This window comes from Mesorhizobium sp. M0410 (assembly GCF_040321435.1).
Classification (GTDB): domain Bacteria; phylum Pseudomonadota; class Alphaproteobacteria; order Rhizobiales; family Rhizobiaceae; genus Mesorhizobium.
The window spans coordinates 324,576-347,308 of the sequence record NZ_JAMYRN010000001.1 but is presented as its reverse complement, the minus strand read 5'-3'; the positions used below and the strand labels follow the sequence as shown (position 1 = coordinate 347,308).

The window sequence follows — 22,733 nt, the reverse complement described above, 5'->3', positions numbered from 1 at the left end:
TCACACGATGGCGTGGATTGGAGCACTGCCGAGCATTGGAGCTGTCGAGATGCCTTCAACTGCGATCAGAAACATCGACTACCAGCCGGCGACGAGGGTACTCTCGGTGTGGTTCGTCCCGAGCGGAAACCGCTATGATTACGAGGACGTTCCGCCGCAGGTCCACGCCGCGTTCCGCAAGGCTTCGTCGAAGGGCCGGTTCTTCAACGAACATATTCGCGACCGGTATAAATACCATCTGGTCGAGCAGAGCCATTCGAGCTGAGTCTTCCGACGCTTCTCAACCATGATCTCGGCTCTCCGCCATTCGTAGCCGCGCGGCAATGAGCGGACTTCGCAGTTGGTGAGCGACCTGATATTGATCATGGTTTCACCGGAAACATCGAAAGCCTGGAATGCCCGCCGAAGTCGAAAAAACCGAGCAGCTCCAGCAATTGCTCGATACCCCGCATCTGGCGGGCGTGCTGGATAGCGAACAATTCAAGAGATTTCTCGACCAGCTGCCGATCGCGATCGCAATTTCCAATCTCAGCGGCGACGAACGTGTCGTCTATGTCAATTCCGAGTTCCAGAAATTGTCAGGCGTATCCGTCGCCGAGCTCGAGCGCTGGAACTGGGCCGCACTGAGCGGAGAAGGCTTGAGCGAATACAAGGACCGGCCGCTGGCCCGGGCCATCGTCGAGGATATCGATCGTGCGGGAACATTCAGGATACAACGTGCTGCCGCAGCGCCAGCCATCGTCGATGTCTATTCGAACCTGATCGAGGACGAGCGCGGGCGACGGTCCTTTCGACTGGTCGCCCTTGTCGACGTTACCGCGCACAAGGCAAGCGACAGCGAGGCCATCGAACAACGCATTCGGGAAAAGGACATGCTGCTGCGCGAGTTGCAGCATCGGATGAAGAACAATCTCCAGATGATCACGGCTCTCATCAGATTGGAGGCCCGCAGTGCGGCGTCACCCGATCAGAAACGCTTCGAGCGCCTCGCCGGCCGCGTCGATGCGCTCGCAATTCTCTACCAGACGCTGTCGGTCGACGAACAGAAGGCCGAAGTGGACCTTGGCGTCTATCTCAGCCAGATCGCTTCCGCCGTGATGACGTCGCACGCCATGCAGGGCATCCGGCTGGACATGAAGGTCGATACCTATCCCGTGTCCATCAACGTGGCGATGCCAACGGGTCTGGTGGTCAATGAGCTTTTGACGAACGCGCTGAAACACGCCTTTCTGGGTCGCGAAGGCGGGGCGATCACGCTGCGCAGCGTCGTCGACGGAGACGGTTTTCGCATCGTAGTCGCCGATGACGGCATCGGCCTGCCCGAAGGCGAGACCTGGCCGAAACCCGGCAAGCTCGGCGCGTTGATCGCTCAATCGCTGATTGAAAATGCCAAAGCCCGGTTCGAGGTGGATTGTGCCCCCGGCAAAGGAACGCGGGTGACCATCGTGTTCAACAGATCGGCCGCCGTCGCGACGTAGCCGGCCGAGCAAGCGCCATTCAAGGCCATCCGCATCAGCCAGGCCCGTCGATCACCTTGCGCGTGTGGCGGGCGATGACACCTTCTTCGTCGGTCGCGATGACGCGGACTTCGACCTTGCTGTCCGCCTGGCTTATGAGCGCTTCATGGGAGTTGTTGTCGGCTTCGTCGATCGCCACGCCGAGCCAGCCAAGCCTGCCGCAAATCGCTTTGCGGGCCGCGGCAGAGTGCTCGCCGATGCCGCCGGTGAACACCAGGCATTCCAGCCCGCCCAGCGTGTTGGCGAGGGCGGCAACTTCCCTGGCGGCGCGGAAGGCGAAAAGCTCCACCGCTTCGCGCGCCCGGCGGTCGTCGCTGGCCTCCAGCGTGCGCATGTCGCCGGAAATGCCGGACACGCCGAGCAGGCCGGATTCCTCGTAGAGCATGTCTTGCAGCGCCTCTCCCGAAACACCTCTTTCCAGCAGCAGGTACAAAAGCACGCCCGGATCGATGGCGCCGCAGCGTGTGCCCATGACCAGGCCGTCAAGCGCCGAAAAGCCCATCGTCGTATCGACGCTTCTCCCGTCGCGCATGGCGCACAGGCTCGCCCCGTTGCCGAGATGGGCGACGATGGTTCTTTTCGCCGCCAGATCGGGCGATATCTGCTTGAGCCGGCCCGTGACATATTCGTAGGAAAGCCCGTGAAAGCCGTAGCGGTGGATGCCGTCTGCCTCATAGCGGCGCGGCAGCGCAAAACGGCTGACCAGAGGCTCGATGGTCCTATGGAAGGCCGTGTCGAAGCATCCGACCTGCGGCAGGTCGGGCCGCAGCGTGGCAAGCGCCCGGATTGGTGTGAGGCTGCGCGGCTGGTGCAATGGCGCAAGCGGCGTCAGTCTGTCGAGAGCCTCGATAACTGTCGGCGTCAGGCGAACAGGTTCGACGAACTCGCGCCCGCCATGGACGATGCGATGGCCGCCGGCGATCAGTTTCCTTCCGCCAAGTTCGTTCTCGATCCATTGCAGCATCTGGCCGAGGCCCATGTCGCGTGATGCGTCAGCGGCAAGTGGCCGATCGCACTGCAACTCGCCATCGGCGGCTTTCGCGGTCAGCCTTGGCGCATCGCCCAGATCCAGCGAGCCGCGCGAGGCAAGATCCAGCTCGGCGGATGCTGCAAGGTCGTAAAGTCCGAACTTGATGCTCGACGAGCCGGCATTCAACGCAAGGATCGATCGTCGCATCAATCGCCGGCCCTTGTCGCGCCGTCCTGCGGCCAGGACCATTTCTGGATCTCGGGCATGTCCTCGCCATGTTCGCGGACATAGGCTTTGTGCTCGGCTAATTTCCCATGCAGCGCCGCGGCAAGCTCCTTCGCCCGCTCGGCCAGCCCCGGCACGCGCGCGATCGCGGCGAGCGCCAGATGATAGCGGTCGAGCTGGTTGAGCACGACCATATCGAACGGCGTCGTCGTCGTGCCTTCCTCGCGAAAGCCATGCACATGCATGTTGTCGTGGTTGGCGCGCCGGTAGGTCAGACGGTGAATGAGATAGGGGTAGCCGTGATAGGCGAAGATGACCGGCTTGGCCTTGGTGAACAGCGCGTCGAATCTATGGTCGGCAAAGCCATGCGGATGCTCGGAATTCGACTGCAAAATCATCAGGTCGACGACATTGACGACGCGGATCTTCAGGTCCGGAACGCCCGAGCGCAGGATGTCGGCTGCGGCAAGCGTCTCCAGCGTCGGCACGTCGCCGGCGCAAGCCAGGACCACATCCGGATCTTCGCCCTTGGCAACCGTCCCGGCCCATTCCCAGATGCCCGCGCCGGCCTTGCAGTGCGCTTCCGCGTCCTCGGCGGACAGCCATTGCGGCGCCGGCTGCTTGCCGGCGACGATGACGTTGATGCGGTTGTAGGTTTTCAGGCAATGGTCGGTTATCCACAGTAGCGTGTTTGCATCCGGCGGGAAATAGAGCCTTACCGTGTCGGCCTTCTTGTTGGCGACGAAATCGGCAAAGCCTGGATCCTGATGGCTGAAGCCGTTGTGATCCTGCCGCCAGACATGCGAGGTCAGCAGGTAGTTTAGCGAGGCGATCGGCTTGCGCCAGGCAAGTTCGCCGGAGGTCTTCAGCCATTTGGCATGCTGGTTGACCATGGAATCGACGATGTGGACGAACGCCTCGTAGCACGAGAACAGGCCGTGGCGGCCGGTCAGCAGATAGCCCTCCAGCCAGCCCTGGCAAAGGTGCTCGCTGAGCACTTCCATGACGCGGCCGCCGCGGGAAAGATGAACGTCGTAAGGCTCGATCCGCTCCATCCAGACCCGGTCCGTAACCTCGAACACGTCGTCGAGGCGGTTCGAGGACGTCTCGTCGGGTCCCATCAGCCGGAAATTCCTGGCCTCGGCGTTCAAGCGGATCACGTCGCGAAGATAGCTCCCCACGGTCCGCGTCGCCTCCCCAACAGTGCCGCCCGGACGCGGTACGTCGAGCGCCAGGCCTTTCCAGTCGGGAAGCACGAGGTCTTGCTTCAGCAGGCCGCCATTGGCGTAGGGGATTGCGCCCATGCGTCTTGGCCCTATGGGCGCCAGCGCCGCGATCTCCGCCAGGAGATGCCCGCCTTCATCGAACAGCGTCTTCGGTTCGTAGCTGCGCATCCAGTCTTCGAGGATCTGGCGGTGCGCCGCGTCGCCGCGCGCGTTCGACACCGGCACCTGGTGCGAACGCCAGGAATCCTCGACTCGTCTGCCGTCGACCTCTTTCGGCCCGGTCCAGCCCTTTGGGCTGCGCAGCACGATCATCGGCCACAGCGGCCGCTCTCCCTTCCAGCCCGCGGCTCGTGCAGGCTCCTGGATGGAGTGGATCCGGTCGAGCACGGTATCGAGCGTGCGGGCCATCTCCCGATGCATCGGGGCAGGCTCGTGGCCTTCCACGAAAAAGGTTTCGTAGCCATAGCCGAGGAACAGGCTGCGCAACGCCTCGTCTTCCATACGGCCGAGGATCGTCGGGCTGGCGATCTTGTAGCCGTTGAGATGCAGGATCGGCAGGACGGCACCGTCGGATGCCGGGTTCAGGAACTTGTTGGAATGCCAGGCCGCGGCGAGCGGGCCGGTCTCGGCTTCGCCGTCGCCGACGACGCAGGCAACCACAAGGTTCGGATTGTCGAAGGCGGCGCCGAAGGCATGGACCAGCGCATAGCCGAGCTCTCCGCCTTCGTGGATCGAGCCGGGTGTCTCCGGGGCCGCGTGGCTCGGCACTCCGCCGGGGAACGAGAACTGCCGGAACAGCTTTCGCAGGCCGTCTTCGTCCCTGCCGATCTCGGGATAAATTTCGCTGTAGGTGCCCTCGAGCCAGGTGTTCGCGACCATTGCCGGGCCGCCGTGACCCGGCCCGCAGATGAACAGAACATCGAGACCACGTCCACGGATGATCCGGTTCAGATGCACATAGATGAAATTGAGGCCGGGCGTCGTGCCCCAATGGCCGAGCAGCCGTGGCTTGATGTGCTCGGGCCGCAAGGGCTCGCGCAAGAGCGGATTGTCGAGCAGATAGATCTGGCCAACCGAAATGTAGTTCGCGGCGCGCCAGTAGCGGTCCATCAGATCCATCTGGTCAAGGCCGGTTGTTTGCGCAGTGGTGCGGGCCTCGTCGTTCATGGAAATGCCTCCGGAATACCCTCGTCCGTCGTTATCTGGAGTGGCGTCGCCTCGGAGAAAGGATTTGCCTCGAAATAAGTTTGGGCGGGCACGGCCAGCTCCCGCTCGCCGATCCTGCAATCCGCCTCGCCCGATAAAAAGCGGATCGGTCTTTTGAGGAACCTCGGGGCTTGCCAACGGTTAGGAAGATGCACCGTATTGCATGAATCCAAGGGGACTGCCGAGGCCCCGGGGACATCGACTGGCCAAAGTGCCGTTTGAGCAGCTTGGGCGATTGTGGCGGAGGCCCGTAGGAGGAGCAAAAAATGCTCGATCTCTCCCATGCCCGCAACCAAATGGTCGACATTCACCTAAGCCGCCGTGGCGTTCGCGACCGCAATGTCCTTCAGGCGATGCGCGAGGTCCCGCGCGAGGCTTTCGTCGAGCCCGGTTTTGAAGAATTTGCCTATGAAGACGGGCCGCTGCCGATCGCCGAAGGTCAGACGATATCGCAGCCCTATATCGTTGCGTTGATGATCGAAATGGCCGAAGTCGGAGCCGGTGACCATGTTCTCGAGGTCGGCACCGGCTCGGGCTATGCGGCTGCCGTAATGAGCCGGATCGTCGAACGTGTCTACACCATCGAGCGCCACGCCGCGTTGGCTGAAGCGGCAAGGCAGCGGTTTAAAAAGCTTGGCTACGACAATATTGAAGTCCGCACTGGCGACGGCACCAAGGGCTGGCCAGAGGCTGCACCCTTCGATGCTATCCTGGTTGCCGCCGCTGGACCCGGCGCACCGCTCGCGCTGCAGGAACAGCTCGACGTCGCCGGCCGGCTTATCATCCCGGTCGGCGACGAATTCGACGCGCAGCGCCTGCTCAAGGTCACCCGGACCGGCGCAGCAACTTACACCGAGGAGGATTTCGGCGGCGTGCGGTTTGTTCCGCTGATCGGCGAGCAAGGCTGGGGCGAGCCAGGCAGCGACAGCCAGATAGCGGCCGATCTTCCGCACCGGCATCAGCGCAGGAGCAGCCTGCCGCAGATGATAGCGGCCGCCGCCGAACCGCTTCCGGATTTCGACGATCCGGCCTTCGGTGCGCTGTTCGACCGGTTTGCCGACCGCCGCGTCGTCTTGCTCGGCGAAGCCAGCCACGGCACGTCGGAGTTCTACCGTGCGCGCGCGGCGATCACTCGCAGGCTGATCGAGAAGCATGGCTTCACCATCGTCGCGGTCGAGGCCGACTGGCCCGATGCCGCGGCGATCGACCGTTACGTGCGCCACCGGCCACCACGGCCGGGCGCCGATCCGCCGTTCCAGCGCTTTCCCACCTGGATGTGGCGCAACACCGACGTCGCTGCGTTCGTCGACTGGATGCGAGAGCATAACGAGCGGATCAGGATATCCTCCCGGCGGGCCGGGTTCTATGGCCTCGACATCTACAATATGGGCGGGTCGATCGCGGCGGTCCTGCAATATCTCGACCGGGTCGATCCGCAGGCGGCGAGGATCGCACGCGAACGCTACGGCTGCCTGACGCCGTGGCAGAACGACCCGGCCACCTATGGCCGTGTCGCACTCACCTCCGGCTACCAGAAATGCGAGAAGGCCGTGCTCGAGCAATGCCGGGAACTGCTTGCCAGAGAGCTCGACTATGCGCAGCAGGACGGGTTCGATTTCCTCGACGCCACCCAGAACGCCCGCCTGGTCGCCTCCGCCGAGCGCTATTACCGCACCATGTATTATGGCGGCGCGCAATCCTGGAACCTGCGCGACACCCACATGTTCGAAACGCTGGAGCACCTGCTGCAGGCCCGCGGCCCGAACGCCAAGGCGGTGGTGTGGGCGCATAATTCCCATATTGGCGATGCCCGCTATACCGAGATGGGGATCGTCAGGGACGAATTGAACATCGGCCAGCTCTGCCGCCAGCGTCTTGGCGACGAGGTTGCCTTGATTGGGCTCAGTACGCATTCCGGGATGGTGGCCGCTGCCACCGACTGGGACGGCGACATGGAAGTGAAACCGGTTCGGCCTTCCCACAACGACAGCTATGAGCGGCTTTGCCACGACAGCGGCGTCTCGCCTTTCCTGCTCGATTTCGAGCGCGACGACACGCTGCGCCAACGGCTTCTGGAGCGCCGGCTGGAACGCTTTATCGGCGTCATCTACCGGCCCGAGACCGAGCTCCACAGCCACTATGCCGACGCCTCGCTCGCCCGCCAGTTCGATGCTTTCGTCTGGTTCGATGAGACCAATGCCGTGACGCCGCTTGGGCCGGAGCATGCGGGGACAGGCCTTCCCGAGACTTATCCTTTCGGGCTGTAGCGAATCTGGAACTTGGGGAAGCGGAAAATCGAAAGGAAGGAGGTCACCAATGGCCGGAAAGAAGACTCATGAGCAGCAATTGCGCATCATCGAAGAGCGCGAGAACACGAAAAACGCCGGCAAGGATTTCGACGCGGAAGCGGATTTGAAAAAGACCAGGCAAGAGCGCGAGGCGTTCCGGCGCGGTGCCGAGCTCAGATCGGACCCGAAGGATATTGCCGATCCCGACGATCGCAACATCATCCGCGGCGAGCACCAGGAAAGCGCCCACAACAAGCATCGCGCCGACCGCTGAACGGCCGGATCGCTTGACGTTAAGACAATACGATGCCGGGTCCGTACCTTGACCTTAATCCCTGGGGCTATTCGGCAAAAAATGTCGCGGCGACAGCAATTGAGACGAGGCTCAGCATTGCCAGGCCTGCCCTGACCACATGCGAAGCCTCCCAGACGTTGCGCAAATCTCTCCAGTCGCCGGTCTGCTTTCGAGAGAACATTGAAAAAAACGTCGCGGCGGATTTCGGCAGGACAGTGTCTTGCACCCAGAAATTATTGACGGGGTGGGTGACCAACCAATAGGTCGCGTGCTCCGCCAGCAGGAAGACAAGCGCCGCCAAGGTCCACCAGAATCGGGCGCTTGGATAGGGCGTCAGGTAAAGCAGGACGGCGAGTGCAATGAGGCCGCCGATCTCGGCGAACCCGCCGATCGTGAAGCCGGGATAGTAGATCGCCTGCACTGATCTGTAGGTGGCCTCCTTGAGGCGCAACTTGCCGGGCAATTCCAAAGCGTGCGCGAGCGAGAGCGCCATCGAGACGGCGACCAACAGAAGCGTGGCGATCGTCAATGCGCGCATGTTCCTGCTCCCGACCATGCGCTCGTGGTGCGCGCGTAGATAGGGTGGTTGGTGATCCTGAAAAGGCGCCCGACTTCGCCGGCAGGCTGTTCGGTCATTCCCCGATCTGGCTGGTCGAGCGTTCGTGGAGCCTGGCGCCGGTCTGCGCGTCGACCGCGACCATGCTGACCTCGTAGCCCCAGAGCTTGCGGATATGCCGCAGCGTGGCGTCGCGGCTGCCGCCTTCCAGCACGATGCCGTCCTTGACCTTGTGCTGCAGGCGCAGATGCCGGTCGCCGAGCAGGTCCACATCCACCACCTGGATGTCCGGCCGGCTGGCGCCGATGTCGTAGCTGTGGGCGAGTGCGCTGCGGATACTCTCGTAGCCGCGCTCATTGTGTATCGAGGCGACTTCGTAATGGGGGTCGTTGGCAGCGTCGGCAAGCACAAAGAACCGCCATTTCCGTATCAGGGTAGGGCTCAGATATTGGCGGATGAAGGACTCGTCGCGATGGTTGGCCCAGGCGTCCAGCAAGGTCTGGCGCCAGTCGCCGTTGCCGGCGATATCGGGGAACCAGTCGCGGTCCTCGGCCGTCGGCGCGGTCGAGATGCGCTGGATGTCCTGCATCATGTCAAGACCCAGCGCGTAAGGGTTGATACCGGAAAAGCGCGGATCGTCGAAGCCCGGCTGGAAGATCACGTTCGAATGGTTGCGCAGGATCTCCAGCATGGCACCTTCGCCGATCAGCCCGCGGTCGAACAAAAGGTTCATCAGCGTGTAATGCACGAAGGTGGCGCAACCCTCGTTCATCACCTGCGTTTGGCGCTGTGGATAGAAATACTGCGCGATAACGCGGACAATCCGGATAACCTCACGCTGCCACGGTTCCAGGATCAGGCTGTTCTTCTCCAGGAAATAAAGCAGGTTCTCCTCGGGCAGGTTGAGCGATTTCTTGCGCTCCGCCATGGTGTCCGTCTCGCGAACCTTGGTGCCGTCCTTGGACGGCGGCAGCGTGCGCCACAGATCGTTGTAGGAGCGCTCCTCGTATTCCAGGCGCTCGCGAAGGCCCTCGCGCTGCTTTTCCGACGACAGCTTCGGCGGCCGGTGATATCTGAACACGCCCTGTTCCATCAGCGCGTGTGCGGCATCGAGGATCTCTTCCACCGCATCGACGCCATGCCGCTCTTCGCAGCGGGCAATATAGCCCTTGGCGAAGTCGAGATAGCTGAGGATGGCGCCGGCGTCCGTCCACTGCCGGAAAAGATAATTGTTCTTGAAGAAATGGTTATGCCCGAGTGCTGCGTGCGCCGTCACCAGGGCCTGGAGGGCCATGGTGTTTTCCTCCATCAGATAGACGATGCAGGGATTCGAATTGATGACGAGTTCATAGGCGAGCCCTCGCCCGCCTTTGCGATAGAGCAGTTCCTGGTAGAGGTAGTGCTTGCCGAAGGACCAGTGCCGGTACATCAGCGGCATGCCGACCGAGGAATAGGCGTCGAGCATCTGTTCGGACGAGATGATCTCCATCTGTACCGGATAGGTGTCGAGGTGGAGCTCTTCGGTGGCGATCGCCTCGATGGTCTCGTAGGCGCGCGACAGCGTCCTGAAATCCCAGTCGGAACCGGAAAACAGCAGCCCGGATCTGCTCGCCATCAGCCCCCTCTTTCACCGCTCTTTTGATAGCCCGGCTGTCTGGCGAAGAGCTGGCGGAAAACCGGGTAGATGTCGGCCGCGGTGGCGATGCGGCTCATCTGGAAGTTCGACCATCTCAGCTTGACCGCACTGTAGGCACGCCATAGCGACGTGCCGTTGTCGGTAGCGCCGAAGATGTGGCTCTCGCGCTCGTCGAGGATCTCGACATAGGCGAAATACTGGCACAGCCGCATGATCTGTTCGTCGAGCAGGGCGATGCAGCGCTCGGAATCGGTGACGAAATTGTCACCGTCCGAGGCCTGGGCGACATAGATGTTCCATTCGCGGCTGGGATAGCGTTGCTCGACGATGCGGTGCATCTCCTCGAGCGCGGTGGAAACCACCGTACCGCCGCTCTGGGTGTTGTAGAAGAAGGTTTCCTCGTCGACCTCCTGCGCCTCGTGGGTGTGGCGGATGAAGACCACCTCGGTCCGGTCGTAGCGCCGCTTCAGGAACAGGTGCAGCAGCACGAAGAAGCGCTTGGCCAGATCCTTCTCGCGTTCGCCCATCGAACCGGACACGTCCATGAGGCAGAACATCACCGCGTTGGCGTTCGGCACCGGCTGCGCGTCGAAGCGGTTGAAGCGGATATCGACCGGGTCGACATAGGCGATCCGCTTGCGGCGACGCTCCAGTCGATCGAACTCTTCCTGCAGCGCCACGATGCGCTGGCGCATCTCGACGTTTTGCGGCTTCGCCTCCAGCGACGCAATCTCCTGCGCGATCGCATCGAGGTCCTCCTGCTTGGGACGCCTGAGCGCTATGCGGCGGCCATGGCTGTTGCGCATCGTGCGCCCGACATTGATGTTGGTCGGCGAGCCGGTCGCGGCGAAGCCGGCCCGGCGCGGCTTGAAGGCGAGGATCTCCTTGAGGTTGAGCTTGACCATGTCAGGCAGTTCGAGGTCTTCGAAAAAGAGGTCGAGCACCTCTTCGCGCGACAGCACGAAACGGAAATCGTCCTCCGATTCGGTTCTCCCCGGGGCGGACCCCATGCCGCCGCCCTGGCCGGGCTTGGGCAGCCGGTCGCCTGGGGAGAAATGCTTGTTGCCGGGCAGGACGTGCTGGCGGCTGCCGCTGTTCCTGGCATCGTTGAAGCTCGGCTCGCCGGTGCCCCGCGCCGGCATCGAAACGGCATGCTCGGCGTCCACGTCGGCGATCTTGCCGGTGCGGATCTGATCGCGGATCGTGCGCTTCAACTCTTCGCGCGCCCGCCGCAGGAAACGCTGCCGATTGCCGAGGCTTTTGTCCTTCGGGTTCAGTCGGCGATCGATGAAGATCGGCATATGTTACCCCGGGCTGGCTTCAACCCGCCTTGTTCACCCGCATGTACCAGTCCACCAGCCGGCGAACCTGGCGTTCGGTGTAACCGCGCTGGATCATCCGCTGCACGAATTCGGTATGCCGCTTCTCCGTCACGCTGTCCTGCTTGGAGCCGAAGCTGATCACCGGCAGCAGGTCCTCGACCTGCCCGAACATCCGCTTCTCGATGACTTCGCGCAGCTTTTCGTAGCTCGTCCATGACGGGTTGCGGCCATGGTTTCTGGCCCGCGCGCGCAGCGTGAACTTCACCACTTCATTGCGGAAGTCCTTGGGATTGGCGATGCCGGCCGGCTTTTCGACCTGCGACAGTTCGTTGTCCAAAACCTCGCGATTGAGGATCTGGCCGGTATCGGTATCCTTGTAGTCCTGATCCTCGATCCAGGCATCGGCATAGGCGATGTAGCGGTCGAACAGGTTCTGGCCGTATTCGCTGTAGGATTCCAGATAGGCCTTCTGGATCTCGTGGCCGATGAACTCGGCATAACGGGTGGCCAGCTCCGACTTTATGAAATCGAGATAGTCCGCCTCTGTTTCCTTCGGGAACTGCTCGCGCTTGATCGCCTCTTCCAGGATGTACATCAGATGCACCGGATCGGCGGCCACCTCTTCGGTGTCGTAGTTGAAGGTCTGCGACAGGATTTTGAAGGCGAAGCGGGTGCTGACGCCGGTCATGCCTTCATCGACACCGGCGGCGTTTCGGTACTCCTGGACCGACTTCGCCTTGGGATCGGTTTCCTTGAGGTTCTCGCCGTCATAGACGCGCATCTTGGTGTAGAGCGGCGAATTGTCGTGTTCGGCCAGGCGGGTCGAGACGGTGAACCGGCTGAGGATGTCGAGCACTTCCGGAGCGCAGGGGCTGTTAGCCAGTTCGCTTTCGCGCAACAGCTTCTCGTAGATCTGCCGCTCTTCGGTGACGCGCAGGCAATACGGCACCTTGACCACCAGGATGCGGTCGAGGAACGCCTCGTTGTTTTTGTTGTTCTTGAACTGCAGCCATTCCGATTCGTTGGAATGGGCAACGATGATGCCCTGATAGGGGAAAGCGCCGAAATTCTCGGTGCCGTTGTAGCTGCCTTCCTGGGTGGCGGTCAGCAGCGGATGCAGCACCTTGATCGGCGCCTTGAACATCTCGACGAATTCGAGCAGTCCTTGCGTCGTCCGGTTCAGCCCGCCGCTATAGGAATAGGCGTCCGGATCGGACTGGCTGAAGTTTTCCAGCTGCCTGATGTCGACCTTGCCGACCAGGGCCGAAACGTCCTGATTGTTCTCGTCGCCCGGCTCGGTCTTGGCGATGCCGATCTGGCGAAGCCTGGACGGCATCAGCTTGACGACGCTGAATTTGGAGATGTCGCCGGACAATTCGTCGAGACGCTTGGCCGCCCAGGGCGAGATCAGGCCGGTCAGCCGCCGCCGGGCGATGCCGTATTTGTCCTCCAAAAGGTCGCCCATGCGGTCGGGATCGAACAGCCCGAGCGGCGATTCGAAGACCGGGCTGACCTGGCCGCCGACCTTCAGCGTATAGATCGGACGCTGCTCCATCAGCCTTTTCAACTGCTCCGCAAGCGAGGACTTGCCGCCGCCGACCGGGCCGAGGAGATAGAGGATCTGCTTGCGTTCCTCGAGGCCTTGCGAGGCATAGCGGAAATAACCGGCGATACGCTCGATCGTATCCTCCATGCCGTAAAAGTCGGCGAAGGTCGGATAGATCTTGATCGTCCGGTTCGAAAAAATACGGCCGAGCCGCTCGTCCTTGCTGGTATCGACAAAAGTCGGCTCGCCGATCGCCTCGACCATCCGCTCGGGCGCTGAGGCGTACATCGACTTGTCCTCGCGGCAGGCAAGCAGATATTGCTGGAGGCTTATCTCCTCCTGCGCCGCATTCTTGTAAACCTCGGAAAACAGATCGAAGACGTCGGATTGATTCTCACGCATGGTATTCCTAGCCCCGGAGCCGATGTGGCTGCATGTTTGTCTCTTGAACAACCAAATGTTGGAAAGCCCTTGTGGTTCCCTTCACTTCGCAGAGAGTGCATGTGACCGAACGATAAGAGTCTAGATAAGGGCATCCTGAGTGCAGACAAGGCGTGGAACGTCCTGCTCGCGGCACAAAATCCTGAATCGCACCACGTCCTGCGGGCGACATCCAACAAGACGGAGGAACGGTTCGGGTCCTTTCCGGTTGTGAGGGAAAGGAGACGGTCGATGTCTGGGAATAGTTTGTGGTTGCTCGTTGTTGCAGGAGGTCCACTGCTGCTGGCAGTCCTGATCGCCTACGCCCTGCTCACGCAGCGCCGTCGCGGCCCGGCGGAGCGCAGGGAAAGCGAGCGTGCGACCGAGCGCCTGTATCAGGAAAAGAAGGATTGACCGACGGGATCGCAGCTCAGCTGCCGGCAACCGCCAGCCCGGTCGCTTTTTCGGCGCGCAGCAGCATGCCAAACAGGTCGCGCGGCTCATCGGGATCGGCCAGAAGGTCTAGTTCCTCGTAAAGGCCGGTCCGCTGCAGCTGATCGCGGACGTAGCGCAGCGCGGAAAAATCCTCGATCGCAAAGCCGACGGAGTCAAACAATGTGATCTGTCGGGCATCCGTCCGGCCTGCTGCCTTTCCTGTCATCACCTGCCACAATTCGGTGAGCGGGTGATCCGCATCGAGCTGCTGGCTCTCGCCTTCGATGCGCGTCTGCGGCGGATATTCTACGAAGATGTCCGAGCGCAGCAGAATGTCGCGATGCAGCTCGGTCTTGCCCGGGCAGTCGCCGCCAACCGCGTTGATGTGCACGCCGGATCCAACCATGTTGTCGGTCAGGATTGTTGCCGACCGCTTGTCGGCGGTGACCGTGGTGATGATCTCTGCACCTTCAACGGCTTCCTGTGCCGACGCGCAGAGCTTGATGTCGAAACCCATGCCGGCAAGGTTCTTCCTGCATTTCGCCGAGGCCGCCGGGTCGATATCGTAGAGACGCAGCCTGTCGACGCCAAGCAGCGCCTTGAAGGCAATGGCCTGGAATTCCGATTGCGCGCCATTGCCGATGATCGCCATGCACCTGGCGGCCTCTGGAGCGAGGTATTTCGCCGCGACCGCCGAGCTTGCGGCGGTTCTGAGCGCCGTCAGGATGGTCATTTCCGAAAGCAGCATCGGATAGCCATTGCCGACATCGGCAAGCACGCCGAAAGCGGTCACGGTCTGGCGGCCGTCACGCGTATTCTTCGGATGGCCGTTGACGTATTTGAACCCATAGAGCTGCCCGTCGCTGGTCGGCATCAGCTCGATCACGCCGTCAACGCTGTGCGAGGCGATGCGCGGCGTCTTGTCGAACAGCTCCCAGCGCCTGAAATCCTCTTCGATATAGGCGGCAAGCTCAAGCAGGAAGCGCTCGATGCCGATGGCAAGCACCAGCTTCATCATGCGGTCGACGCTGACGAACGGGACGATGTTCAAATTGACGGTCATGGCTCAGAACCCCCTCGTCGGACGGTCCATGATCCGCCGGCCCATCAGGCTCGCGGTCAGGTCGACCAGAAGCGTGGCGGTGCGGCCGCGTTCGTCGAGAAAAGGGTTGAGCTCGACTAGGTCGAGACTGGTGACGAGGCCGCTGTCATGCAGCATTTCCATTGCCAGATGCGCCTCGCGGAAGGTGGCGCCACCTGGAACGGTGGTGCCGACCGCCGGGGCGATCGACGGGTCGAGAAAATCGACGTCGAGGCTGACGTGCAGCATGCCGTTGGCGGCGCTCACCCGCTCGAGAAAGGCGCGAAGCAGTTGCGCAATGCCGTGCTCGTCGATCGAACGCATGTCATGGACCGTCACGCCGGCTCTGCGCAACGCTTCCCTTTCCGCCAGGTCCACGCTGCGGATCCCCAGCGCGCATATGCGAGCCGGGTCCACCTGCGCTGCAAGGCGGGGGAAATAGCCCTCGAAGCCGGGCTGCCCGCTGGCATAGGCCAGCGGCACACCATGCAAATTGCCGCTGGTGGTCGTGTCGAGCGTATGAAAATCGGGGTGCGCATCGAGCCACAGCACGAAGAGCGGCCGGCCGGCATTCGCGGCCCGGCGGGCAATGCCGGCGAGCGTACCGGCCGAAATGCTGTGGTCGCCGCCGAGAAAGATCGGCATCGCATCGGCGCTCGCGGCATAGGCCGTTTCGCTGATTGCTGCCGTCCAGGCGGCAATTTCCGGCAGCGCCTTCACCGCCGCGTTGCCGTGTACGACAGGACGCATGTCGGCCGGGACGATCGTTCCGAGGTCGGTCAGCGTATGGCCGAGCTCGGTCAGTGCGGTGGCCAGGCCGGCCGTGCGCAGCGCACTCGGCCCCATCTCGCAGCCCATGCGGCCTGAGCCGGCCTGGATCGGTGCGCCCACGATCGTGCAATGCATTCTCATACCCCGCCAATTACGATGCCTTTATTGAAGCCCGCATCGCTGGCAGAATGAACATGTCAAATTGGCAAATTTGTCGAAATGCCTTACCATAGTGACATCATCTACTTCCGTTGTGAGCAATCATGGACCAGCTCGACGAGCAGATCATCACCTCTCTGCGGCACGACGCCCGGCGCAGCATTTCCGATCTTGCCGTCGGCCTGGGTGTCTCCCGGGCAACGGTAAGGTCCCGGATCGAGCGACTTGAGAGGGACGGCGTCATCGTCGGCTACACCGTCATTCTGCGCGCCGACGCGGTCGATCAGCGCGTGCGTGGCATCATGATGATCGAGATCGAAGGCCACGCCGCCGATCGCGTCATCCGGGCGCTGGGCGGCTTCTCCGAGGTCTCGACCATCCACACCACCAATGGCCGCTGGGATCTGGTGATAGAACTCGGAACCCAGACCCTGAGCGAGTTCGACGCCGTGCTGAGACGTATCCGCCTGATCCCCGGAATTACCGGCAGCGAAACAAGCCTGCTCCTGGCAACGCCACGCACCACCAAGGCTCGGCTGTGACTTCGAGGAACTGCGCTTGACCTGCAGCGGTAACGAAATCCGCCAAGGAACCTTCAATTGCCGCCGCGGTTAGAGCAGTTCCAGTAAAAGTGTGGAACGGTTTTCCGTTCGGAATTGCATCGGAACGAAAAGATAGAGCGGGTCAGCGTTTCCGGGAAACGACGAACCGTTCTGGGCCGGACAGGCCTCCTTCGAGGGAGAACAATCATGGCTCACGCCCAGCAGGAACTGGTCGAATTCCTTATCAGCAAAGCCTTCAACCCGGTCATGCGGGCCAAACCGGACGGAAAATCCGATGCCGAGCGCAAGACGCTCGAACACGTCCAGCAGGCCACGAAGACCGAGATTGAGCGCTATCGCCGTTACGGCTCGGCCGAGGAGGTCGCGACCAACTTCAGGCGCGACCTGAATTCCGACGCTGCCAAGAAGTTGCACGCCCAGCTGCGCCGACTGCATCTGCCGACGATTGAGGACATTCGTGACGACTTCGAGGACAAGGCCCGCAAGCTCGGGGTCAAGGCCTCGCCGTAGATCCGCGACCAATCGCCTGGTGACGTCCGTCAGGCCGTCATCACAATCCACCCTTGGTCGGAGGCCACCCTGACCGAGCTGTCTCGGGGATGTTGTCCGACGTCAGCTCGCCGCGATTGAGCTTTTCAATCGCTTCATCGGCTTCGCTTTCGTCGAGACCGGAAAGCGGCAAGCCATCGACCACGACGGCTTCGTCGCTCTCGCTGTCATAGACCTCCCAGAGGCCTTCCGGATCCTGTCGTTTGTCGTAAACGGTTGGCATGGCCATTTCTGTAACCACTCCTGCAGGCAACGCCGCTATTGCACGCCTGCCACCCATTTCAGGGCCTGGGCCTTTTCTGACTTGCTGCCTTGCTCGAAACAAACTCGGGCCATTGGTGGATGTTCCCTGCCGGAGGCGTGCTTAACTTCAACCTGACATGGCTAGAATCGGCCGGCTTCTCCGATCGGCCCTCGGATCGCCTGGGTGACGACGGTATAACGCGTGACTTGACCCTCCTCGGGATCCTCCCCGTGGAAATGGATTGCTGCGTTCGGCGGCAGCCGCGCAGTGCTGCCGAACTGCTTGACGGTGGAGACATGCACGATCTGCATGTCGGGGTCCCGCTTCATGGCGTCCATCGCTGCCAGCTCGGCGCTGCTGCTGCCACCGATCCGCCAGCTCGCTTCCAGCACGCCCGATCGCCAGATGCCCGAGGAATCGACACCTTGGCCGATGTCGTAGTTGCGTCGCGAGGCGAAGAATCCGGGATAACCATCCATCGCTGCGTCATAGGTTCTCGCCTGCGCCACGGCCAAACCCACCGCCGGAGATAATCGCAGCCCATCCAGCGCCTCCCATCCGCCGCGCACCACAACCAGATCGGATCCGCCGTAGACGGGCTGCCCGTCGTTGTCGGTCGTCGTCCGCTGGGTGCCGTAATAGCTGATCGACAATTCGTCGATCATGGTTCTGCCAACGCTCAGCGTAACGATGTCGCGAAGCTGCGTTTCGAGAACAAGGCCGTATTCGCTTAGCTCAGACGATGGATATTGGTCCAGCAGCCTTTCGACATCGCCGACTGTCGCGGCGGTGTGCTGGTCGCGGCCCCGCGAAGCGCGCGGTGGCTTGAATCGGACCAGCCCCAGCTCCAGCAGACGTTGCGCTGCGCGCAGCGCGTCGTGGCGTGAAAATGCAGTGTAGCCGGGCAGTACGGCCGCGGCGACGGCGCTGCCGAAGCCGACGGGCCATTCTTTTGGCCGTGCCGCCGATCCGTCCACCAGCTCGTGGGTTATGGCCTTGGTGGTTGCGAGGCGCCAGGGCACCACCCCGCCGAAGAGATCGTCGGGCCCGTTTATGCCCAGTTGAACCGCATCGGCAGCAAGCAGGCTGTCGTCCGGCACGAAATACAACCCGTCACTGTCACCGCCACCTTCACGCAGGCCCTGGCGGAAGGAAAATCCCTTCAACGCTGCGATCGTGCGCGCGACGGCAGCGACGGTTTCCCGTTCGTGGGCATAGATGGTCTCGCCACCCGGCGCGGAGAATGCGACCACAACACCTTTCGCCCCGCTTGGTTGCCTACCGCTTAGCCCGGTCATGTCGCGCCCTTCGTCCATTGCCGAGCCCATTGCCGTTTCCGCGGCAATGCGTCCGAACAAAAAAACCCGTTGACGCGGCGAATGTTCCGGCCAACGGCCGGCTGCGGGTTTGACCAGGTGGCTGCCCGGAGCTTCTTGCGGTCGACGTCGAGACGCTGCGTCCCGGCGAGAAGGCCGCCGTGGACGACGTGCTGAAGGAGGCCGCCCCACACGTCCTGGGAGACGCCGACCTCGTCGGCACATTCGAACGGGCTTGAGACCGGAGTTCGCTGTCGCATGAACTGCGGCCGATGGCCGGAATAATCGCTAAATCAGCGGTTCATGTTCATGATCGCGTTCATCGGCATCAAATTGTGGTCGAGATTGGCCATGATCCAGATCGAGCCGCCGATCACCAGAACTACGATCAGCACGCCGAAGGCAAGCGCCAGGGCGTTGTTGGTGTTGTCCGGTCCCGTCGTGATGTGCAGGAAGAAGACGAGATGCACGCCCATCTGGGCGATCGCCAGCACGACCAGCGCCACCGGAATGCCGGGTGCCCATACCAGGTCGGTTCCGGGCAACCAGAACGAGGCGATGGTCAGCAGCGTTGCCAGCCCGAGGCCGATCACATAGCCGCGTAGCCCGGATCCGACGTCGGTGTCGCCGAGGTATTCGTCACCCGGCGCCGTATCTATGTCGTAGCGCTCCAGGCCATGGGTGTCGCGCCGTTGCGCGTGGCGATCGTCCGCATTGCTCATCGACTTGCTCCCAGGAGATAGACCACGGTGAACAGCGCGACCCAGATGATGTCGAGGGCGTGCCAGAACAGGCTGAAGCACATGAAACGCCGAAGAATATCGTCGCGGAATCCCTTGGCGAAGATCTGCGCCATCATCGTGAGCAGCCACAGCAGCCCCGCCGTGACGTGAAGGCCATGGCATCCCACCAGCGTGAAGAACGCCGACAGGAAAGCGCTGCGCGTCGGTCCGGCACCACTGGCAACCATATGCACGAACTCGCGCAACTCGAGCAGGATGAAGCTGGCGCCGAGCACGAAGGTAACAGTCATCGCGACATAGAACCAGGAGCTTCGCCGCGCTGTCACGGCAAGGCCGGCGAGACCGCAGGTAAAGCTCGACAACAGCAAAGCGGCCGTCTCGATCGCGACGTTGCGCAAGTTGAACAGCTCGGCCCCGCTTGGTCCGCCCGCCGTCTTGCCCGCCAGCACGGCATAGGCCGCGAAGAAGGCGGAGAACATCACGATGTCGCTCAGAAGGAAGATCCAGAAGCCATAGCCGACGACGATCCGGATCGGGGCCGGGCCGCCGAGTGCATGGCCGTGCCCGCCATGGATACGGTAAGGGTCACGCTCTCGAAGGTCCATCGCGGTCATGGCCTTGGCCCCGTGTAGGTAGCCAGTGCCTCGCGGCGCGCGCTTCGGTTGGCGCGGTCGATCCGGGCGACTTCGGCGGCAGAAATGACGTATTCGGGTTTGTCGCGCCATGCGAATACGACGAAGGTAGCGAAAGCACCGAGCGCGCCGAGTGCCACCATCCACCAGATGTGCCAGATGAGAGCGAAACCCATCACGGTCGCAAAGAAGGCGCAGATGAACCCGGTGGGACTGTTGCGCGGCATCTCGATCGGCTCGTATTCAGGCTCGTCGCGCAGGCGGTTTTGCTCGCGTGCCCGCTGCTTGATGCTCCAGTAGGGCTCTTCGCCCTCGACGTGCGGAAGCGCGGCGAAGTTGAAGACCGGCGGCGGCGAGGGCGTGGCCCATTCCAGCGAGCGCCCGTCCCAGGGATCCCCTGTGGAATCTCGAAGCGCCGCACGCTGCCGGATGCTGACGACGAGCTGTATGATCTGCGCGACCACGCCGGCGGTGGTGATGATCATGCCGGCGCCCGCAACCAGCACCCAGGGATACCAGGCCGGCACGTCGAAATGCTGCATGCGGCGGGTCATGCCGAGCAGGCCGACGGCGTAGAGCGGCACGAAGGTGGCGTAGAACCCGATCAGCGTCAGCCAGAAGGCCAGCTTGCCCCAGCCCTCGTGCAGCCGGAAACCGAATGCCTTGGGAAACCAGTAGGTATATCCCGCGAAGGCGCCGAACAGCACGCCGCCGATGATGACGTTGTGGAAATGCGCCACCAGGAACAGGCTGTTGTGGAGCAGGAAATCGGCCGGCGGCACCGCCAGCAACACGCCCGTCATGCCGCCGATGACGAACGTCACCATGAAGCCCAGCGACCACAGCATTGGGGTCGCGAAGCGGATGCGGCCACCATACATGGTGAACATCCAGTTGTAGATCTTCACGCCGGTACCGACAGCGATGATGCTGGTGGCGATGCCGAACGCAGCGTTGACGTCGGCGCCGGCGCCCATCGTGAAGAAGTGGTGCAGCCACACCATGAAGGAAACGATGCAGATGAAGAGTGTCGCGGCCACCATCGAGCGGTAGCCGAACAGCGGCTTGCTGGAGAAGGTGGAGATGACCTCCGAGAAGATGCCGAACGCCGGCAGGACGAGGATGTAAACCTCGGGATGGCCCCAGGCCCAGATCAGGTTCACGAACATCAGCATGTTGCCGCCGGCTTCGTTGGTGAAGAAATGAAAGCCGAAATAGCGGTCGAGCGTCAGCATCGCGAGCGTGGCTGTGAGGATCGGGAACGCGGCGACGATGAGCAGGCTGGCGGCGAGCGAAGTCCAGCAGAACATCGACATCCTGAGATAACTCATGCCGGGCGCCCGCATCTTCAGGATCGTGGTGACGAAATTGATGCCGGTGAGCAGCGTTCCGACACCCGCTATCTGCACCGCCCACAGATAGTAATCGACACCGACGCCCGGCGAGTAGGCGGTCTCGCTGAGCGGCGGATAGGGCAGCCATCCGGTGCGCGCAAACTCGCCGATCACCAGCGAGATGTTGACCAGCAGCGCGCCGGTGGCGGTGAGCCACAAACTCACCGAGTTGAGCGTTGGAAAGGCAACGTCGCGGACGCCGAGCTGCAGCGGCACGACCAGGTTCATCAGGCCGATGACGAACGGCATCGCCCCGAAAAAGATCATGATGGTACCGTGGGCCGAAAAGACCTGATTGAAGTGGTCGGGCGGCAGATAGCCGGGCGCCTGGAACGCGAGGGCCTGCTGGGACCGCATCATGACGGCGTCGCTGAAGCCGCGCAGCAACATCAGCAGCGCCAGCAGCACGTACATCACGCCAATCCGCTTGTGATCGACGCTGGTGATCCATTCGCGCCACAGATAGGGAAAATGGCCGGCCAGGAAGACCCAGGCCAGCACGCCGAGGATTGCCAGGGCGACGACCGCCGAGGCGATCATCGGCAGAGGCTGATCGAACGGAATGACGTCCCAGCTCAATTTTCCGAGCATTGTCAGCCTCCTGTCTTGGACGATACGCTCGGCTCGGCGCGACCGGCCTGGGGACCGGGCGCGGGCGGAACGCCCTGCGTCGCGATTTCATGGAAAAGGTCCGGCTCGACCGAGCGATAGGTCGAAGGCGGCACGTTGATGCTCTGTCTGGCTAGTTCCTGGTAGCTGACCTTGTCGAGTGCCTGTCCCTGGCTTCGCGCCGAATTGACGAACGCGTCGAAGGCATCCGCTGCGACGGCATGCAGCACGAATTGCATGCCTGGAAAACCGTCGCCGCTGAAATGGGCCGACCGCCCATAGAATTCGCCGGGCTGATCCGCCTGCAGGTGAAGCTGCGTCGTCATGCCGTTCATCGTATAGATCATGCCGCCGAGCTGAGGCACGAAGAACGCATTCATGACGCTTGCCGAGGTGAGCGAGAAATGCACCGGCCTGCCCGCCGGCACCACAAGCTGGTTGATGCTCGCGACATTCTGCTCGGGGTAGATGAACAGCCATTTCCAGTCGAGCGAGACGACCTGCACCTCGAGCGGCTTTTGCTGGGAATCCAGCGGCTTTATTGGATCGAGGTCATGCGACCCGATCCAGATGATGCCGCTCAAAAACAGGATGACGAGGATGGGGATCGACCAGACCACCAGTTCGATGCGCCCGGAATAGGCCCATCCCGGCAGGTACTGCGCCCTTGTGTTGGTTTCCCGGAACCACCAGGCAAAACCGAGTGTCGCCAGGATCGTCGGGATGACGATGGCCAGCATGATGGCGACCGAATTGAGCAGGATCGTCCGCTGCGCGGCGCCGACTGGTCCTTGCGGGTCGAGTACGCCGCCCTGGCAGCCGGCAAGCAGCGCGGCCAGCAGCATCGTCGCGCCGACGCGGCCAACACGGATGGCCGCACAATTTCGAACGATCGCCCTCAGCAACATGAGATCTCGCCGTGTCCTGAAAACCGATTGAACGTTGCAGGCAGCGTGGCTGCCAACCCCGAATGTGCGCGCCGGTGTGCTCCTGGCGACAGTTTCTTCACGCACGGGGCCCCGGCTCGCAG

The 22,733-nt window shown here is 62.3% G+C and carries 21 protein-coding genes; 7 read left to right on the top strand and 14 right to left on the bottom strand.

Annotated features, from left to right (window positions below):
- The first annotated feature begins 49 nt into the window (after nt 1-49).
- Together NKI63_RS01750 and NKI63_RS01745 are read left to right on the top strand one after the other, a co-directional pair.
- A complete protein-coding gene (locus NKI63_RS01750) occupies nt 50-265 on the top strand; it encodes a KTSC domain-containing protein (protein WP_352476940.1) in 216 nt (71 codons plus the stop codon).
- A 130-nt stretch (nt 266-395) separates the two neighbouring features.
- A complete protein-coding gene (locus NKI63_RS01745; protein ID WP_352820302.1) occupies nt 396-1,478 on the top strand; it encodes a sensor histidine kinase in 1,083 nt (360 codons plus the stop codon).
- A 34-nt stretch (nt 1,479-1,512) separates the two neighbouring features.
- Here the strand turns inward: NKI63_RS01745 and NKI63_RS01740 are convergent, their stop codons facing one another.
- Together NKI63_RS01740 and NKI63_RS01735 are read right to left on the bottom strand one after the other, a co-directional pair.
- On the bottom strand, nt 1,513-2,694 hold the full coding sequence (locus tag NKI63_RS01740; protein WP_352820362.1) for an acetate/propionate family kinase: 1,182 nt from the start codon (nt 2,692-2,694) through the stop codon (nt 1,513-1,515).
- Nucleotides 2,694-5,105, bottom strand: a complete 2,412-nt coding sequence (locus tag NKI63_RS01735; RefSeq protein WP_352820300.1) for a phosphoketolase family protein — start codon at nt 5,103-5,105, stop codon at nt 2,694-2,696. Before NKI63_RS01735 ends, NKI63_RS01740 begins: the two co-directional genes overlap by 1 nt.
- A gap of 305 nt (nt 5,106-5,410) precedes the next feature.
- On the opposite strand from NKI63_RS01735, the gene NKI63_RS01730 reads away from it, so the two are divergent.
- Together NKI63_RS01730 and NKI63_RS01725 are read left to right on the top strand one after the other, a co-directional pair.
- The gene (locus NKI63_RS01730) at nt 5,411-7,411 is read left to right on the top strand and encodes a protein-L-isoaspartate(D-aspartate) O-methyltransferase (RefSeq protein ID WP_352820298.1); all 2,001 of its coding nucleotides are present in this window, start codon (nt 5,411-5,413) and stop codon (nt 7,409-7,411) included.
- A 49-nt stretch (nt 7,412-7,460) separates the two neighbouring features.
- Nucleotides 7,461-7,706 carry a hypothetical protein gene (locus tag NKI63_RS01725; protein ID WP_023720508.1) on the top strand — a complete coding sequence of 82 codons (246 nt, stop codon included), beginning with the start codon at nt 7,461-7,463 and terminating at the stop codon, nt 7,704-7,706.
- Nucleotides 7,707-7,773: 67 nt separating this feature from the next.
- Here the strand turns inward: NKI63_RS01725 and NKI63_RS01720 are convergent, their stop codons facing one another.
- The 4 genes from NKI63_RS01720 to NKI63_RS01705 all read right to left on the bottom strand — a co-directional run bounded on the left by NKI63_RS01720 (nt 7,774) and on the right by NKI63_RS01705 (nt 13,189).
- Nucleotides 7,774-8,265 carry a DUF1772 domain-containing protein gene (locus tag NKI63_RS01720; RefSeq protein ID WP_352820296.1) on the bottom strand — a complete coding sequence of 164 codons (492 nt, stop codon included), beginning with the start codon at nt 8,263-8,265 and terminating at the stop codon, nt 7,774-7,776.
- 94 nt (nt 8,266-8,359) lie between these two features.
- Nucleotides 8,360-9,898, bottom strand: coding sequence for a SpoVR family protein (locus tag NKI63_RS01715; protein WP_352686276.1), 1,539 nt, complete (start codon nt 9,896-9,898; stop codon nt 8,360-8,362).
- On the bottom strand, nt 9,898-11,220 hold the full coding sequence (locus NKI63_RS01710) for a YeaH/YhbH family protein (RefSeq protein WP_352476946.1): 1,323 nt from the start codon (nt 11,218-11,220) through the stop codon (nt 9,898-9,900). Before NKI63_RS01710 ends, NKI63_RS01715 begins: the two co-directional genes overlap by 1 nt.
- A gap of 19 nt (nt 11,221-11,239) precedes the next feature.
- Complete coding sequence (locus tag NKI63_RS01705) at nt 11,240-13,189, bottom strand: PrkA family serine protein kinase (RefSeq protein WP_254815786.1); 1,950 nt, start codon at nt 13,187-13,189, stop codon at nt 11,240-11,242.
- 270 nt (nt 13,190-13,459) lie between these two features.
- Here NKI63_RS01705 and NKI63_RS01700 point away from each other — a divergent pair, with 270 nt between their 5' ends.
- A complete protein-coding gene (locus tag NKI63_RS01700) occupies nt 13,460-13,621 on the top strand; it encodes a hypothetical protein (protein WP_254815787.1) in 162 nt (53 codons plus the stop codon).
- Nucleotides 13,622-13,637: 16 nt separating this feature from the next.
- On the opposite strand, the gene ocd is transcribed toward NKI63_RS01700, so the two are convergent.
- Nucleotides 13,638-14,705, bottom strand: coding sequence for an ornithine cyclodeaminase (gene ocd / locus NKI63_RS01695; protein ID WP_352507034.1), 1,068 nt, complete (start codon nt 14,703-14,705; stop codon nt 13,638-13,640).
- 3 nt (nt 14,706-14,708) lie between these two features.
- The gene (gene rocF / locus NKI63_RS01690) at nt 14,709-15,629 is read right to left on the bottom strand and encodes an arginase (protein ID WP_352476948.1); all 921 of its coding nucleotides are present in this window, start codon (nt 15,627-15,629) and stop codon (nt 14,709-14,711) included.
- Nucleotides 15,630-15,757: 128 nt separating this feature from the next.
- On the opposite strand from rocF, the gene NKI63_RS01685 reads away from it, so the two are divergent.
- A complete protein-coding gene (locus tag NKI63_RS01685) occupies nt 15,758-16,195 on the top strand; it encodes an Lrp/AsnC family transcriptional regulator (RefSeq protein ID WP_352476949.1) in 438 nt (145 codons plus the stop codon).
- 207 nt (nt 16,196-16,402) lie between these two features.
- Nucleotides 16,403-16,726 carry a hypothetical protein gene (locus NKI63_RS01680; RefSeq protein ID WP_352820293.1) on the top strand — a complete coding sequence of 108 codons (324 nt, stop codon included), beginning with the start codon at nt 16,403-16,405 and terminating at the stop codon, nt 16,724-16,726.
- A 40-nt stretch (nt 16,727-16,766) separates the two neighbouring features.
- On the opposite strand, the gene NKI63_RS01675 is transcribed toward NKI63_RS01680, so the two are convergent.
- The 6 genes from NKI63_RS01675 to cyoA all read right to left on the bottom strand — a co-directional run bounded on the left by NKI63_RS01675 (nt 16,767) and on the right by cyoA (nt 22,611).
- Nucleotides 16,767-16,994, bottom strand: coding sequence for a hypothetical protein (locus NKI63_RS01675; protein ID WP_352507032.1), 228 nt, complete (start codon nt 16,992-16,994; stop codon nt 16,767-16,769).
- Nucleotides 16,995-17,149: 155 nt separating this feature from the next.
- On the bottom strand, nt 17,150-18,337 hold the full coding sequence (locus NKI63_RS01670; RefSeq protein ID WP_352686280.1) for a DUF3182 family protein: 1,188 nt from the start codon (nt 18,335-18,337) through the stop codon (nt 17,150-17,152).
- 281 nt (nt 18,338-18,618) lie between these two features.
- Nucleotides 18,619-19,047: a cytochrome o ubiquinol oxidase subunit IV gene (gene cyoD, locus NKI63_RS01665; protein WP_352507030.1), complete on the bottom strand. Its 429-nt coding sequence runs from the start codon at nt 19,045-19,047 to the stop codon at nt 18,619-18,621.
- Nucleotides 19,044-19,673, bottom strand: coding sequence for a cytochrome o ubiquinol oxidase subunit III (gene cyoC, locus NKI63_RS01660; protein WP_352820360.1), 630 nt, complete (start codon nt 19,671-19,673; stop codon nt 19,044-19,046). The genes cyoD and cyoC overlap by 4 nt, the downstream gene beginning before the upstream one ends.
- A 5-nt stretch (nt 19,674-19,678) precedes the next feature.
- Nucleotides 19,679-21,685 (bottom strand): cytochrome o ubiquinol oxidase subunit I, encoded by a 2,007-nt coding sequence (gene cyoB / locus NKI63_RS01655; protein WP_352507029.1) that lies wholly within the window; start codon nt 21,683-21,685, stop codon nt 19,679-19,681.
- A gap of 2 nt (nt 21,686-21,687) precedes the next feature.
- Entirely contained in the window at nt 21,688-22,611 is a 924-nt protein-coding gene (gene cyoA, locus NKI63_RS01650) for a ubiquinol oxidase subunit II (protein WP_352507028.1), read from the bottom strand.
- Nucleotides 22,612-22,733 lie beyond the last annotated feature (122 nt).

Excerpts from the sequence above, each read along its gene's own strand:
- NKI63_RS01670 (WP_352686280.1), bottom strand. The coding sequence starts at position 18,337 with ATGGGCTCGGCAATGGACGAAGGGCGCGACATGACCGGGCTAAGCGGT.
- NKI63_RS01710 (WP_352476946.1), bottom strand. The coding sequence starts at position 11,220 with ATGCCGATCTTCATCGATCGCCGACTGAACCCGAAGGACAAAAGCCTC.
- NKI63_RS01705 (WP_254815786.1), bottom strand. The coding sequence starts at position 13,189 with ATGCGTGAGAATCAATCCGACGTCTTCGATCTGTTTTCCGAGGTTTAC.
- NKI63_RS01685 (WP_352476949.1), top strand. The coding sequence starts at position 15,758 with ATGGACCAGCTCGACGAGCAGATCATCACCTCTCTGCGGCACGACGCC.
- NKI63_RS01715 (WP_352686276.1), bottom strand. The coding sequence starts at position 9,898 with ATGGCGAGCAGATCCGGGCTGCTGTTTTCCGGTTCCGACTGGGATTTC.
- NKI63_RS01730 (WP_352820298.1), top strand. The coding sequence starts at position 5,411 with ATGCTCGATCTCTCCCATGCCCGCAACCAAATGGTCGACATTCACCTA.
- NKI63_RS01740 (WP_352820362.1), bottom strand. The coding sequence starts at position 2,694 with ATGCGACGATCGATCCTTGCGTTGAATGCCGGCTCGTCGAGCATCAAG.
- cyoA (WP_352507028.1), bottom strand. The coding sequence starts at position 22,611 with ATGTTGCTGAGGGCGATCGTTCGAAATTGTGCGGCCATCCGTGTTGGC.
- NKI63_RS01745 (WP_352820302.1), top strand. The coding sequence starts at position 396 with ATGCCCGCCGAAGTCGAAAAAACCGAGCAGCTCCAGCAATTGCTCGAT.
- NKI63_RS01700 (WP_254815787.1), top strand. The coding sequence starts at position 13,460 with ATGTCTGGGAATAGTTTGTGGTTGCTCGTTGTTGCAGGAGGTCCACTG.
- NKI63_RS01675 (WP_352507032.1), bottom strand. The coding sequence starts at position 16,994 with ATGGCCATGCCAACCGTTTACGACAAACGACAGGATCCGGAAGGCCTC.
- rocF (WP_352476948.1), bottom strand. The coding sequence starts at position 15,629 with ATGCATTGCACGATCGTGGGCGCACCGATCCAGGCCGGCTCAGGCCGC.
- NKI63_RS01680 (WP_352820293.1), top strand. The coding sequence starts at position 16,403 with ATGGCTCACGCCCAGCAGGAACTGGTCGAATTCCTTATCAGCAAAGCC.
- NKI63_RS01750 (WP_352476940.1), top strand. The coding sequence starts at position 50 with ATGCCTTCAACTGCGATCAGAAACATCGACTACCAGCCGGCGACGAGG.
- cyoC (WP_352820360.1), bottom strand. The coding sequence starts at position 19,673 with ATGGACCTTCGAGAGCGTGACCCTTACCGTATCCATGGCGGGCACGGC.
- NKI63_RS01735 (WP_352820300.1), bottom strand. The coding sequence starts at position 5,105 with ATGAACGACGAGGCCCGCACCACTGCGCAAACAACCGGCCTTGACCAG.
- NKI63_RS01720 (WP_352820296.1), bottom strand. The coding sequence starts at position 8,265 with ATGCGCGCATTGACGATCGCCACGCTTCTGTTGGTCGCCGTCTCGATG.
- ocd (WP_352507034.1), bottom strand. The coding sequence starts at position 14,705 with ATGACCGTCAATTTGAACATCGTCCCGTTCGTCAGCGTCGACCGCATG.
- cyoD (WP_352507030.1), bottom strand. The coding sequence starts at position 19,047 with ATGAGCAATGCGGACGATCGCCACGCGCAACGGCGCGACACCCATGGC.
- NKI63_RS01725 (WP_023720508.1), top strand. The coding sequence starts at position 7,461 with ATGGCCGGAAAGAAGACTCATGAGCAGCAATTGCGCATCATCGAAGAG.
- cyoB (WP_352507029.1), bottom strand. The coding sequence starts at position 21,685 with ATGCTCGGAAAATTGAGCTGGGACGTCATTCCGTTCGATCAGCCTCTG.